Below are 12,641 nucleotides of genomic sequence, written 5' to 3'. Positions count from 1 at the left end.
GGGAACGGGAGTGGGGAACTTGCCCTCTGATCTTGGACACGGGGTCTATGCGGCCGTAGCGAGCGGATCTGGTGTGGTTCGGATGTTCTCATAGGTGATCGGGGATTGATGTCCGAGGCGGGAGTGGCGGCGGAGGGTGTTGTAGCGGTGCAACCAGCGGAAGCTGGTGAGCCGGGCTTCGCGTTGGTCGGTGAACGCGCGGCGGCTTTGCAGGGTTTCGCGTTTGAAGGTGGCGTTGAACGACTCGGCGAGTGCGTTGTCGGCGGAGCTGCCGACCGCGCTCATCGACTGTCGGACCCCGGCCGCGGTACACGCGGCGGTGAACGCCTTGGACGTGTATGGCGCGCCGTGGTCGGTGTGCATGATCGTTCCGTCGAGGTTGCCCCGGGTTCGCCGGGCCGCGACCAAAGGCGTCGATGACCAGGTCGGTGCGTCTGTGATCGGCGATCGCCCAGCCGGCGAGGCGCCGAAAGTGCGGATCGATGACGGTGGCCAGGTAGAGGAACCCGCGCTCACCGACCGGCAGGTACGTGATGTCGCCGACGTAACGCTGATTCACCGCTGGGGCGGGTGAAGTTCCGGCCAATCAAGTCCGGAGCCTTCGCTGCGGCCGGATCCGCGACGGTGGTCCGCACGCGACGGCGCAACCGTACTCCCTGCACGCCGAACCGGCGCATCACCCGGGCCACTCGCTTGTGGTTGACCGGCAGGCCGTTGTCTTGCAGATCTGCGTGATCCTCGGCGCACCGTAGGTGCCGTCCGAAGTGGGGTGCACCGCCCGGATCTTCCCGGCCAGAGGGCACTTCGACAAGATCGCGTCATGAACTCCACGGCTGCCTGAAAGAGCGACTGGATCATGTGAGGTCCGTCTACGGAATGAGGACGACCTTGCCCGTCGTCGCCCTGGATTCGAGGGCGGCGTGGGCTTCCGCTGCCTCCGACAGGGGAAACGACTGTACAGAGGGCACAAGCCTGCCCTCGCCGCCCGCCGCCAGCGCCCGTGCCTCGAACTCCGGGCCTTCGTCGAGCCGATCGAGCAGAAGCGCCAGGGCGTCGATCACCATGATTCCGCGCTCTGTCAGCGTCTCGGGGTCCGGCTCGAAGTCCTGCTGGGAGGCGTTGCCGATCGTAATGTACCGGCCGCCGTCGACGATGAGCTCGAACGCCGCCCTCGCCTGCGCTCCGCCGACTCCGTCGAGCACAACCGTGACGGCGCGGCCACCCAGTTTCTCGGCGACGCTCTTCTCCCAGAAGGGCTCGTTGTAATCTACGGCGATGTCCGCGCCGAGCCCGCTCACGGCCCTCACTTTGGCGGGGCCGCCTGCCGCCCCGACCACCTTCGCACCGAGGCCGCGCGCGTACTGCACCACCAAGCGGCCGACCCCGCCCGCCGCGGAGGTCACCAGAACAACGTCGTCCGAGGTGAGCTCGGCGACATCCAGAAGTTGCAGGGCCGTGGTTCCGGTGACAACCATGGCGACGGCCGCCTCATACCCCAGTCCGTCGGGAACCCGGTGCACGGTCTCCAGGTCGGCGACCGCCAGTTCCGCGTAGCCGCCGGGCGTGGCTGCGGAGGTCACGACATCCCGCCCTGTCCACACCGGGTCCACCCCGGCGCCCACCATGTCCACGGTTCCCGCCACCTCGCCGCCGAAGATCGACGGAAGCTGGGGGCGCGGCGGCAGGGACTCGCTGACCAGGCCCGACCGGATCATCGTTTCGACCATGTGCACGCCCGCCGCCCGGACGGTGATGCGCACCTGTCCCGGACCGGGCATGGGGTCGACGACGGTTTCGTACCGCAGGTTCTCCGCAGGGCCGAAGGTGTGCAAAACGATGGCACGCATATCGCCCTCCCAAAGGTCGCGGTCATGTTCGACTTGCCCTGTCGAGCCTGCAACCCCAACCGCACTTGATGTCAATGAGCTTCCTCAACCTGGTCACTTGAACCCCGTCCGCCGGAACCAGCACACCAACTTCTGGCAGAACTTCACCCGGATCTGACGCGGACGGCCTTGCGGCGGGAGCTCCGTGCGAAGAAGCTGATGCCTACCTTTCGCCGTACTGTCTCGGGTCGCGGCGCGTTCGTCGGCACCGGCCCTCTCCGCCTTGCCCACGGCTGTTTCCCCGCCGTGCGCCGACAGGTGCGCGCCCGCCACCTCGACGGTGTGCGCCGCCCGGGCGGTCGGTCCGACGACTGGCGCGGGATCCCCGTCGTCCGAAACGAAAACACCCGCCTCAACGCCACCGCCGCCCTCGCCCGACATCTCCGGGGCCCGGTCGGCGGCGCACCGGCCGCGTCCCGTCACGTCCCGCCTCCGGAACAGGACCATGACCATGACCATGACCGCACCGAAGACCGTGGCCGCGCCCGACACCGCGGCATGGAGCCCCGACCGCGGGCGCTCTTGTTGTTGAGTTGAGCTGACGAGGTGCATTATCGGTTCGTGTCGCTGTGGGAGGCCATCTGGCGCATCGGAGCACCGCTGGTCGTCGTTGGCAGCGCCGCAGTCGCTGTGTCCGTCGCGCTCTCCGACCCGCCCGAGAAATTCTCTCGCCCACGTGGCTGGCAGTGGGCGTGGGTGGGGCTATGGCTGATGACGGCCGGTGAAGCAGCGTTCGGCAACGAGAGATCGTGGTTCGAGCGTGCTTGGAAGGGCGCCACCGCGCTGCTCTTTGCTGTGGCTGTCACAGGCGCTGTGTGGCGCCACTACCGGTGGCGAAGGCACGCCCGGCAGTCGGACAGATTGTCTCCGCCCGTCGCTCGGCCGCCTCGATCGGACTCGTAGCCGACCCCGGTGGCTGTCCGCTGTCACCACTGCATGAACAAACTGAGGCAGGACTTGGCAGCAGGCAATCAGGACAGCAGGTGCCCGCTCATCGGCTATGAGCGGAAGACTCGACGAGCCATACGCACCCCGATGCACTACGAAGTGTTACCCGGAGAGGATGCTCGTAGCGGTCTCCGCGATGTCAGGTAGCGCAACTTCGCGAATCCAGCCACCTGGTGCCGAAACAAGCTAACCAAAGTTGGCGATCGATGTCCTGCCCGGATCGCTGGCGCCGAAAGACCTACCGAAGTGGTGCCCGTTCAAGGTGCCGAACCCAGGCTGACCGTCGAGGGACCTTGAACAAGATCGCGACGGCTGTGAGCCTTCGCGTCGAGAGCCACTCTCGGCGCCCTGCTTAAGGCCGTGGATCGCGTCGTCGGGCAGTGCGTGTTCAAGGGTGCGGCCTCGCGGCGGGCGCGGTCGGCGCCCAGCGCCTTGAACAGCCTGATCACGGGTTTGGACACCTGGGCTCGGGCGGCGGCCGGTTGACGTCGAGGCGTATTGACGGGGATCGGTGACGGCCGGGTTGAACACGTGTCGAGCCCGGTTGAACAAGATCACGATTGTTCGTCAAGGCGCCTGGTGGCGTGGTGGCACAGCGCCGACCGGCACTCCCGCCGGACGGCACACGGGCATCACGAGGGAGTACCACCATGGACCGTCGTACCCTCACCGCCGAGCTGGCCGCCGCACGGCGGGGCGAGACGCTGCTCAACGACATCGAGTACCGATTCCGGCTGATGGGGCAGGGGCCGAGCCCGCTGTCGGTGGACGGCCGCAGCCTCGGTCACGGCCTGCCCTGCCGGGCCATCGCCCTGCCGGAGCTGTCGGCGATCCTGATGCACCCGTCCTGCGGCTACGCCGCCCGGGACGCCGCGTGGCGGCTGCTGGTGCAGTACGCCCGCACCGGTGATCCGGCGTGGCGTGCCGGTTCGGTCGGTGTCGCGTTGCCGGGCCTGCGGTTCAAGGCGTACCTGCTGGCCAAGCTGTTCACCGGCGATGTGCAGGCCGCCGTCGTCGAGCACTTCCTCCGTGCTCTCGGCACGGTCGACCTGGACAGGCCGAGTGTGGTCGGGAACCTGCTGTCCGCCGCGTTCTCCAAGGCCCGGACGGAGCTGCGTGACCTGGAGCCGGCCTCGTCCGGGGCGCCGAACCACGCCCCGGGCGCGGTGTTGCCGCCGGCCCCGTACGGCCATCCGGATCTGGTCCTCGCCCGTGCGGTCACCGCCGGGGTCATCACCGTGCAGGAGGCGGAGCTGATCGGCGCGACGTACCTGGAGAGGTCAGCCTCACCGGATACGCCGAACGCACCGGCCAGCCCCGCTGGAACCTCTACAAGCGGCGCAGCGCCGCGGTCGCCCGGCTCAAGGCTGCGATCGAGTCCGGCGAGCTGTCCGACCCGTACGCCGACGTGATCAACGAGGCCACCGCGACCCTGGTCCTCGATGTGCCCACCGCCCGGAAGCGCCCCTAGCAGCCTCCGCTGAGCTGCGGGTTTCCAATCCGAGGCCCGGATTTGTAATCCCCTAGTGCGGGACTCTTCCGCGCAGGTGACCTGCTCCGACCGGACCCGTTGACGGCGCTGACACCCCGCACGGTCCCCGGCCCACCACCCGTCGCTGGTGAGGAGGACGGCCGCGCCGGTCGGCATCACAGGTCACCCACGAGCGCATCGCCCGGTCTCGCCTTCGTCGCCTACTCGCGCACCCCATGCCCCGCTGCGGGCTGCCGACGCTCGGCGCGGCGGCCGGCATCCTGGGCGGCGCGAGCGCGGCGCGGACCGCCGGACGGACGCCACCTCGTCCACCCGGTCCCGGTCCCCGTCCGTCGCCCGGTGCCCCCGTCCACCTCGTCCGCCCCGTCCCGGGCGGGCTCCGGTCCCGCCGGGACCGGTGGCCTTCAGCCACGCCCCGGTCAGCCATACGCCGCTGCCCGCGCCGTCCGGGACGAACGCCGCGCCCACCTTCAGCCACCCGGCGACCCCGTCCACACCATCGGCACTGCCGTCCGTGGCTGTCCCGGCCGCGCCGTTCTCTCACCCGTCCCCGCCCCAGCCGAGTCCGCCGTCCCCGAACGTGCCACCGGCGCGAGTCGCCTTCAGCGACGCCACGACCACGACACCAAGGGCAACCCCCAGCGGTGCGGCACCGGCGGTGACGTTCTCGGCCACACCAGCACCGCAGACCGCGCCGCGCCGGCCACCTGCCCCGGTCACACCGGTGTTTTCCGCAGCTCCGGCCGCACCGGCAGCCGGCAGGCCACGACGCGCCTCGACCCCGGCGACGCGGCCCACAGCGGCGCGGCGTGCCGTCCCGAGCCGGCAAGCCGCCGCGAACGCGGGCACCCCGGTCGCCGCGCCCGTGACCGCCGCCCGCCGGGCACCGGCCACCAGCGCGCCCCGGCTTCGTCCACCGGCCTCGTCCGTACCGCCGTCCCCGGACGGCCGCCGGGCTGTGGTCCCCACCCCGCCGCTGCGCCCGTCCGCGACTCCAGCGGCGAGGCCGTCCCCGGCGGACGGTGCGTCCCCGGCAGGTCCGACCGCCATCCGTACCGGGCCGTCCCCGTCCCCGTCGTCCCCGCCGCCGGCTCGGTCGTCCGCTCCGGTGCGCCGTTCTTCAAAGCCAAGGGGTGATCAGCGATGAGCCGCCGCCGCAGCGACGAGGCTCCGATGCGGGCTCGGGTTCGTTCCGACGGGCGCTTCATACTGCCTTCTCTGGGTGTGCTTGTGGGATGGATTTGGGTCGCTGCTGGGGTCAGTCTCGCGCGCGGATAGGCGAGTCGGACGATTGCATCCGGCGTGGCTCCCAGTTCTTGGCGAAGATCCAATCGAGGCCGTCCTCTCCGGCGGTGTCGAGGTGCGCGGCGCGGCGCAGGCCGGTTCGTTCGGCGACTGTGGCGGAGGCGACGTTGTCGGGGCGGACGCGGGCGATGACCGGATGGTCTGGGCGGTCGGTGGTTGCCCAGCTGACGACCGCGGTCGCGGCTTCGGTGGCGATGCCGTTGCCCCAGGTAACCGGATCCAGACGGTAGAAGAGGTTGAGGACTTCTCGGTCCTGCAGGCGCATGAGCTTGAGTCCGCTGAAGCCCAGAATGCCGTGCTGGGCGTTGGCCTCACGCGGGTGGATGACCCAGTAGCCGAAGTCGTGCTGTTGCCAGTGCTGGTCCCACCGGTGGTAGCGGTCTTCGGCGTCGGCGTGGGTGGCGAGCATGTCGGCCGGGTTGTGGGCGCATGCCGCTGGGTCGTGGTGGATCCGGTAGATCGTGTCGATGTCCGCCGGGGTGGGTCGCCGCAGGGCCAATCGCGTGGTCAGCAGTTCGTGGCCGGGCTGATCATCGCCCATGGTGTTGATCCTTTCATGGCGTTCTGTCGGTTTCTGTCGGACGTGGCGACGCTCGTGCTGCTCAGGTCAGCTCGGATCATCGGATCGGGTTGGAGTGGACGGATCGGTGGTGGACCACGCCGGCCCGTCCGGCGGCGGCAACGTGTCGAGCCAGGCGTGCACCTGGTCGATGTCGTACTGGCGCAGGCCGGTGTATCCGTTGACTTCTAATCAGTAGGTTCGGGTTCGAGTCCCCGGCGGCCCACAACAGCTCATCGTGCCGTCGGATCACGACGAGCCGGCGATGCGGCCACCGCAGATTGGTAGGCGGTCCGCGTGGTGATTGGCGAAACCAGGTAAACGAGGGGAGTTCTTCAGCATGCGGAAGGACGTGACGAGGCGAGGGGTGAAGTGCGCCAAGACCATCCTGCAATCCGCTGTCCAGCCGCCCCCTGTGTTTGTTACCCGTCCAGGCCGGCGTAAGCGCGTAGCGCCTCGTGAGTCGCCGGCAGGCCGTGTTGGCGGAGTGGGCCTTGAGGGCCCGAAGAGCCGAACACATGCGGGTTGTCGACAAGCCAGGCGACCACCGCCCGCTGCGCCGCCGTCAGTTCCCCGAAGCCGCGGCCGTGATCCGATTCCATCTGCGGAAACGCGCACCCCAGCACCACGTTGAAATGGTTGTGCCAGTTCGACGTGGGCTGCTCGGCGAGCACCGCCGCAACGAGGTCCGACCGCACCTCCTCGGCCACCGGCACGGCGAAGGCGTCGAGTACTTCGAGTGCCACGTAGCTGGGGCTCGCAAACCAGATTGTCTGCCCGGTGTCCCGTTGGCGAATGACCGCCCATCCCCGTAGTTCGGCTATTGCCGAGTCCGGCACCCCTTCACCAGCCAGCTGCGCCCACGCCACAGCGGCCGCCCATCTCAAGTCGGGATCCGTACCGGCAAGGTTCCCGTCGAGCAGGTCCGCTACAGGCTGGGTCAACGCACCGCCGACCAGTCCTAACGCGATCAGCGCCGCTCCCACTGTCTGCGCCGGGCGCTGGTCGTCGGAGGCGATTTCGAGCAGGCCGGGGCGGATCGACGTCATCTCCTCCGAAAACCAGGCCAAGGCATGGATCGCCTCCCCGACCACCTCGGCGTCCGGGTCGGCCAGGCATGTCAACAGCAGCGGGACGCCGGCCCGGACGGCATCGTACGCGGCGAGCGCGTGCCGGATCTCGAACAGGCGCCGCTCAGGCTTGGTGAGTGGAAGCGGCTGCCTCTGCCCTGTACTGACGACCTCGTGCCAATCCTTCATCCCTTGCGACCAGCGGCGCCAGGTCTCCTCGGGGACGTGGGCCACGTCGTTGCGGATTTCGGCGATGGGGAAGCCGCTGGCGGGTATGTCGTAAGGCGTGTAACCGACAGCGAGGCAGGAGAGCAGCTGAATGACTTCGTGCCGGGCGGGCGTGGCGGGGTCGGCCAGCAGATCCAGCAGGAACGGGACCGCGTATGCGCTGGCCTCGTAGCGGGTGCCCTGGTGGTAAATGTTGCCGTACAGCTCGTACATTGCCGCGCCACGGACCTCGGCATCGGATGACCGCAGATCACGGATGAGGCCAGGCACGTCCTCGGCACTTCCGTACGCGTGCGTCAACGACGCCCAGTCGATGCTGTCCAGATCAAGTCGCACCCGCCGCATTCTCCACGAGGTGAGCCCACCATGGCGTACCCCCTCGATGTTCGCTGCGGCCATCAGCCCCCGGATCGAACAGACCACTGGCGTGGAACAGTCGGCGGAGTTCGTTGACGGTGATCGCGATCAGGCCGTCCGGGCTTCCGGTGCTGGCTGCGGTCGCGCCCCGCGAGGAACTATCGGCTTCGCTGCTCTACCTACGCCAAGCGAGCAGCACCGAGGAACGGATGGCCAGCCGGGATCTCGGCTGCTCGGTGGATCTCGGCAGCGTCGTACCGCGCGGTGAGGCGTTTGCCGTCCGGGCCACGCTTGGCGCTATACCAGACTTGCTAGTCTGGTATTCCAGGCCAACTGGTATAGTGATGGCTGAGCGAAGGGCACGTCACCGGGGCGGGGAGAGGGACTCTCGTGAAGACGTATGTGATCACGGGCGGCACGGACGGCATCGGTGCCGCACTGGCCCGCACGTTGTTCCGCCGGGGGGACAGGGCCGTGGTGGTCGGGACCAATCCGGACAAGGGCGAACGACTGGTGGCTGAGGCGGCGTCGGCGCCGGGAACCGTGGCGTTCGTCCAGGCCGACCTCAGCCTGGTCTCGAACACCCGCCGCATCGTCGGTGAGCTCACCGAGCAGTATCCGGCCATTGACGGCGTGGTGCTGTGCGCACGGTTCATACGGTCCTACCGGTCGGTGACCGCCGAGGGCTTCGAGGACAATTTCGCCCTGTTCTATCTCAGCCGCCTCCTGTTCAGCTACGGGTTGCTCGGCCCGTTGGAGAAGGCGGACCGGCCGGTGATCGTGAACGTCGCCGGTCCGGGCCACGACACGCCGGTGGCCTGGGACGATCTGCAGAGCGCGCGGCAGTACGACCTGGTGAACGCGATGTTCATGACCGGACGCCTGAACGATCTGCTCGGTGTGAGCTTCGCCGAGCGGCACGGCGGGGGCCCGGTGCGGTACGTGCTCTTCCACCCCGGTAGCACGGCGACCAGCTACGCGGGGAAGGTCGACCCGCAGACCGCTGCCTACCTCCGGCAGCAGCAGACGATGGCGAAACCCGCGACCGACGTGGTCCCGCCGCTCGTCCGGCTGCTCGACGATCCGCCGGCACCACCGTTGACCGCGTTCAACCTGTTCACCGAGCTGAATGTGCACACCGAGCTCTTCTCCACACAGGATGCGGAGCGACTGGCGCGCCTCACCGACGAGCTGCTCGCCGGGACGGTGCACCGATGAGCGGGACCATCGCCGCGCGTGGCCGGATCGAGAAGCGGCAGGCGATCGTGGACGCCGCGTTCGCTGTTTTCGCCCGAGCGGGTTACGCCCAAGCCGGTGTGGACGTGATCGCGGCGGAAGCGGGTGTAGCCAAGGCCACCGTGTACAGCCACTTCGGCGACAAGGAGAACCTGCTCCGCGAGGCCATCGCCGCCTCTGCCGACCAGGCACTGGCCAGGAACCTCGCCACGATCGAGACGCTCACCGACCACAGCGACGACATCCGCGCAAGCCTGGAACGCGTCGGCATCCGCCTGCTCGAATGCTACTGCGACGACCGATCCTGGGCGTTGCGCCGGTTGCTCTCCGCGGAGATCAACCAGTTCCCCGACCTGCTCGACATCATCCACACCCGCGCGGCCGAACGCGTCACCGAAGCCCTCGCCGACCGACTCGCACGCCTCACCGTCGCCGGACACCTGCACACCCCAGCCCCACGCCTGGCGGCCGAACAGTTCTTCGCCCTGCTGACGGGCCCGATGGACACACGAGCACGCCTCGGCACCCGTCACGTCCCCAACAGCGAACGACGCGCCGTCGCACGCGCTGCGGTTCACACCTTCCTCCAGGCGTTCACCCCGAAGCCCGTTGGAACTCCGTCGCGGCGGTCGGATACGTAGAGACGAACCACCCTCTGCGGGGAGCCGATGAGGTGTCGATCCCCTCGAATCGTGGCGGCTCCCTTTGTGCGGCTTGACACTGCGGGTTGGTCGGCCAGCCACCCTTGGACGCGACAGCCGCATAGCGTCCCTCGTGTTTGACACGCACAAGCGGCGCCTTGCGAACCTTGCCGGTCTTGGCGCCCCGGTAGGTCATCAGCACTGTGGGCAGGGCCCCTGAACGTCACGTCGTTGGTCGTGCCGGTGGGCATGATCTGCTCGACCTGCTCACAGATCCCCCCACAGACTCGGTTCATGCTCACCAGTCAATGCCATGCCCTGTCCAACGTGCCTCGGCCCGTCGCGATTCCGGACGGCCTGGTTGGCGGCGTCGGCGTACTCGAACTCGACGGGATCTCCTTGACACGCAAGAAGTGCCCTGGGCACTGGCTGGTGATGCGTTGCCGAGCCGCGATGGCCTTTTTTACGGGACCGCAGCCGTGTGTACTCTCCAGCCTGTGCCCATGCGGCACAGGTAAGACCAAGCAGCAACCGCCGCCGGACGGCTGCCGACCTCAGGACCCGTCCGGTGCACGGTCGTGCCGCCCGCGTACGCGTCCGAGAATCGGTCCTGAAGCAGGTGAGCGAGGTCATGACGGCGTCTGACACGGTGGCCCGAGCCGTCGCGTTCCTGCCCTGGAACTCGCCCGACGGCATCCCCGAACGCATCGTCCCCAGTGGCGTTGCGTCGAGCCGCCACGACTCGGAGGTGTACATACAAAGGCGGGCGGATGTGAAGGTCCGGGCGCTGCCCGACGGCACACCACAGGTTCTCGCGCCGACCGCCTACGGCGCACGGGTGGTCCGACTCTCCCCCTCCCCGGCACACGTCGACATCAAAACGACCGGCCAGGTGAAAGACGCCGTCCTGACCGAAGACGGCCACGCGACCGCCCTCGTCTGGGCCGACGGCGGCTACATGGTGCACCGTCTGCGGCCGGACGGCACGACAGCCTGGCCGGTTTCCGTCGTCGCCGACGCCGGGGGTCATCGGCTGATCACCGACGCCCGGGGACGGGTCTTCCTCACCGCCAACGGTCTACTCTCCCGCGTCGACGTCAGAACAGCGACACCGCTGGCTGACCAACGTCTGGGCCCGAGGGTGGTCATCGACCCGTGTGGGTGGGCGGGATTCGCCACGCTCAGCGCCAGAGGGCGCGTACTGAACTGGGTTCTTCGTGATCTTGACAGCACCGCCGAGATCGTGATCGGCGCCCGCAAGGACAACCATTTGCTCCTCGCCTCGGTCATCGGGGTGGACGCGGCGGGCCGGGTGTACGGGGGCGATGGACGGTGGTGCCGCCGGATGTCACCGACGGGCGCACCGGACTGGGCAGTCGAACTCGGCGGAGTCGCGGTGTCACGGCAGCACGGGATCGCCATGTTGTTCATCACCGAAGACTTCGGCGGTGTGCTGGTAACCGGAGACGGCCAGATCGTGGCCAAGTTCTCCCACGGCAACTCGGGGTATCTAACCGGTCGTACCGACGACGGCGGTTACGTGCTGCACGACGGCGGCGTCATCGATGGAAGACTGCTGTACCTCGACACTCGGGGACGCCAGACGAGAAGCGAGCCAGCCGGCGGCGACAAGTGGCTGAAAAATGACGTCCACGGAAAGCCGGAGGCATCGTCGGTCACACCTGACGGCGAGGTCCTGATCCCCGTACGGACCCGCGACGGAGTGCACATCGTTGCATTGGCACCGAAAGACCACCGGAAGGCCGGCCTCGAGAGGGAAGGGGCAAGCGGGCAATGTACTACTGGCGACATGTCATGGAGCACCGGTTCGCCGGACTCGAGAAGTACCTGTGCGGCGCCTGCGAGCGAGGCTGGGTTCTGCAATGCGTCGTGGTAGCAACGAGCACCAGCCTTTGGGTCTGCGAGGAGTGCGACACGGTCTGGCTCCACGCTGAGGCAACCGTGCTCAAGGCGAGTCCCGTCTCTCCCGGACTCATCCTCCCGCAGATCGTTGGACCGGCGGCCGGTGCGTTGCGCGACTACGTCAAGCCCTACAACGGCAACAGCCAACCGTTGACCGACTGGGATCAGATCAAACTGGCCGCCGACGTACCGGCCCCAGCTCGTGACTCCGCAACGAGTGACCCAGCTTAGAAGTCCTTGGCTGCTCGGTGTGAGGGCGCGGGCCGGATCCACCCATGCTCCTGTGCAATCACCCACCAAGCAGTATCCGAGGTGCGCTCCCACCGGGCGTCCTCGATGCGAGGCACCGCGAAGGGATCCTCGGGAAGGAAGCAGCCGTAATCCTGCAGTGGCTGTGGATCGTTGAGCACCACCTGTTGCAGCCAACCAGCGGGCGACAGACAATCCGGTCGATCCTCTACCCGCACGCCCGGCAAAGATCCACCGACACCGATCCTCTCGCCATCCATGGCATCGGCGGCGAGGGCTCCGTCCCGGTCAAGCAGTACATGCACGGCGTCATATACGTCGGCTACCGCATCGGTTGCCTCGGCGCCGGTCAGATCCGGGTCGCGGTCGCGCAGCGCCTGACGTGCCGCGACCAGGAACCGATCCGGATCCACCACGACAACATCGCGTCGCCCGGATGCTGATGGCCATGCCGACCCTCGGTTCCACGGCGTCCGTCACGCCACGAGCGTAGTCCCGCAAGGCGGCATGAAAACATCCGCTCATCGGCTGCCACGACCGAGCACGGCCTTGATCGGCCAACTATGACGGTGTGTGACGCTCGGTCAGCAGAAGAGGTTGTCCGCGAGGTTTAGCTACGGATGGCGCGCAGGTTACGGTGACCACGTCGGGGGCGTCGAGGTTGAACAGGACCGATCGGCGCGTGGCGTCGGCGGTGGGTTGTTCCTCGATGGATGCCGGAGACCGTCTCGGCGACGCCGTCGCAGG

At 68.2% G+C, this 12,641-nt stretch carries 11 protein-coding genes and 1 pseudogene; 4 read left to right on the top strand and 8 right to left on the bottom strand.

What is annotated here, in order from left to right; translation table 11 throughout:
• Window positions 1–45 precede the first annotated feature (45 nt).
• From Pma05_RS43160 to Pma05_RS38545, 3 genes and pseudogenes are all read right to left on the bottom strand, one after another.
• A pseudogene (locus tag Pma05_RS43160) lies at window positions 46–796 on the bottom strand (IS3 family transposase); the annotation flags it as partial.
• A 73-nt stretch (window positions 797–869) separates the two neighbouring features.
• Entirely contained in the window at window positions 870–1,847 is a 978-nt protein-coding gene (locus Pma05_RS38550; protein ID WP_203862475.1) for a zinc-binding dehydrogenase, read from the bottom strand.
• 93 nt (window positions 1,848–1,940) lie between these two features.
• Complete coding sequence (locus Pma05_RS38545; RefSeq protein ID WP_203862474.1) at window positions 1,941–2,438, bottom strand: hypothetical protein; 498 nt, start codon at window positions 2,436–2,438, stop codon at window positions 1,941–1,943.
• 1,046 nt (window positions 2,439–3,484) lie between these two features.
• Here Pma05_RS38545 and Pma05_RS38540 point away from each other — a divergent pair.
• Window positions 3,485–4,246: a hypothetical protein gene (locus tag Pma05_RS38540; protein WP_239314045.1), complete on the top strand. Its 762-nt coding sequence runs from the start codon at window positions 3,485–3,487 to the stop codon at window positions 4,244–4,246.
• Between the two features lie 620 nt (window positions 4,247–4,866).
• Here the strand turns inward: Pma05_RS38540 and Pma05_RS38535 are convergent.
• From Pma05_RS38535 to Pma05_RS38525, 3 genes are all read right to left on the bottom strand, one after another.
• The gene (locus Pma05_RS38535; protein ID WP_203862473.1) at window positions 4,867–5,376 is read right to left on the bottom strand and encodes a hypothetical protein; all 510 of its coding nucleotides are present in this window, start codon (window positions 5,374–5,376) and stop codon (window positions 4,867–4,869) included.
• A 208-nt stretch (window positions 5,377–5,584) separates the two neighbouring features.
• Window positions 5,585–6,172 carry a GNAT family N-acetyltransferase gene (locus tag Pma05_RS38530; RefSeq protein WP_203862472.1) on the bottom strand — a complete coding sequence of 196 codons (588 nt, stop codon included), beginning with the start codon at window positions 6,170–6,172 and terminating at the stop codon, window positions 5,585–5,587.
• 440 nt (window positions 6,173–6,612) lie between these two features.
• Entirely contained in the window at window positions 6,613–7,824 is a 1,212-nt protein-coding gene (locus Pma05_RS38525; RefSeq protein ID WP_203862471.1) for a hypothetical protein, read from the bottom strand.
• A 411-nt stretch (window positions 7,825–8,235) separates the two neighbouring features.
• Here Pma05_RS38525 and Pma05_RS38520 point away from each other — a divergent pair, with 411 nt between their 5' ends.
• Window positions 8,236–9,063 carry an SDR family NAD(P)-dependent oxidoreductase gene (locus Pma05_RS38520; protein WP_203862470.1) on the top strand — a complete coding sequence of 276 codons (828 nt, stop codon included), beginning with the start codon at window positions 8,236–8,238 and terminating at the stop codon, window positions 9,061–9,063.
• Window positions 9,060–9,722, top strand: a complete 663-nt coding sequence (locus Pma05_RS38515) for a TetR/AcrR family transcriptional regulator (RefSeq protein WP_203862469.1) — start codon at window positions 9,060–9,062, stop codon at window positions 9,720–9,722. The genes Pma05_RS38520 and Pma05_RS38515 overlap by 4 nt, the downstream gene beginning before the upstream one ends.
• Here the strand turns inward: Pma05_RS38515 and Pma05_RS44215 are convergent.
• Window positions 9,676–9,924, bottom strand: a complete 249-nt coding sequence (locus tag Pma05_RS44215; RefSeq protein ID WP_372441629.1) for a nitroreductase/quinone reductase family protein — start codon at window positions 9,922–9,924, stop codon at window positions 9,676–9,678. The two genes, Pma05_RS38515 and Pma05_RS44215, sit on opposite strands and share 47 nt — an antisense overlap.
• A gap of 417 nt (window positions 9,925–10,341) precedes the next feature.
• Between Pma05_RS44215 and Pma05_RS38505 the strand changes: the two genes are divergently transcribed.
• Window positions 10,342–11,619 carry a hypothetical protein gene (locus tag Pma05_RS38505; protein WP_203862468.1) on the top strand — a complete coding sequence of 426 codons (1,278 nt, stop codon included), beginning with the start codon at window positions 10,342–10,344 and terminating at the stop codon, window positions 11,617–11,619.
• 253 nt (window positions 11,620–11,872) lie between these two features.
• Here Pma05_RS38505 and Pma05_RS38500 read toward each other — a convergent pair whose 3' ends face one another.
• Complete coding sequence (locus Pma05_RS38500; protein WP_203862467.1) at window positions 11,873–12,307, bottom strand: hypothetical protein; 435 nt, start codon at window positions 12,305–12,307, stop codon at window positions 11,873–11,875.
• Between the last annotated feature and the right edge of the window lie 334 nt (window positions 12,308–12,641).

The organism is Plantactinospora mayteni (assembly GCF_016862935.1).
GTDB classification, from domain to species: domain Bacteria; phylum Actinomycetota; class Actinomycetes; order Mycobacteriales; family Micromonosporaceae; genus Plantactinospora; species Plantactinospora mayteni.
The sequence above is the reverse complement of the archived record's forward strand: the minus strand, read 5'-3'. Positions and strand labels throughout refer to the sequence as shown.

Bases quoted from the DNA above. Each gene is read 5' to 3' on its own strand.
- Pma05_RS38515 (WP_203862469.1), top strand. From the start codon at position 9,060: ATGAGCGGGACCATCGCCGCGCGTGGCCGGATCGAGAAGCGGCAGGCG.
- Pma05_RS38540 (WP_239314045.1), top strand. From the start codon at position 3,485: ATGGACCGTCGTACCCTCACCGCCGAGCTGGCCGCCGCACGGCGGGGC.
- Pma05_RS38545 (WP_203862474.1), bottom strand. From the start codon at position 2,438: ATGCACCTCGTCAGCTCAACTCAACAACAAGAGCGCCCGCGGTCGGGG.
- Pma05_RS38530 (WP_203862472.1), bottom strand. From the start codon at position 6,172: ATGGGCGATGATCAGCCCGGCCACGAACTGCTGACCACGCGATTGGCC.
- Pma05_RS38550 (WP_203862475.1), bottom strand. From the start codon at position 1,847: ATGCGTGCCATCGTTTTGCACACCTTCGGCCCTGCGGAGAACCTGCGG.
- Pma05_RS38535 (WP_203862473.1), bottom strand. From the start codon at position 5,376: ATGGCGGTCGGACCTGCCGGGGACGCACCGTCCGCCGGGGACGGCCTC.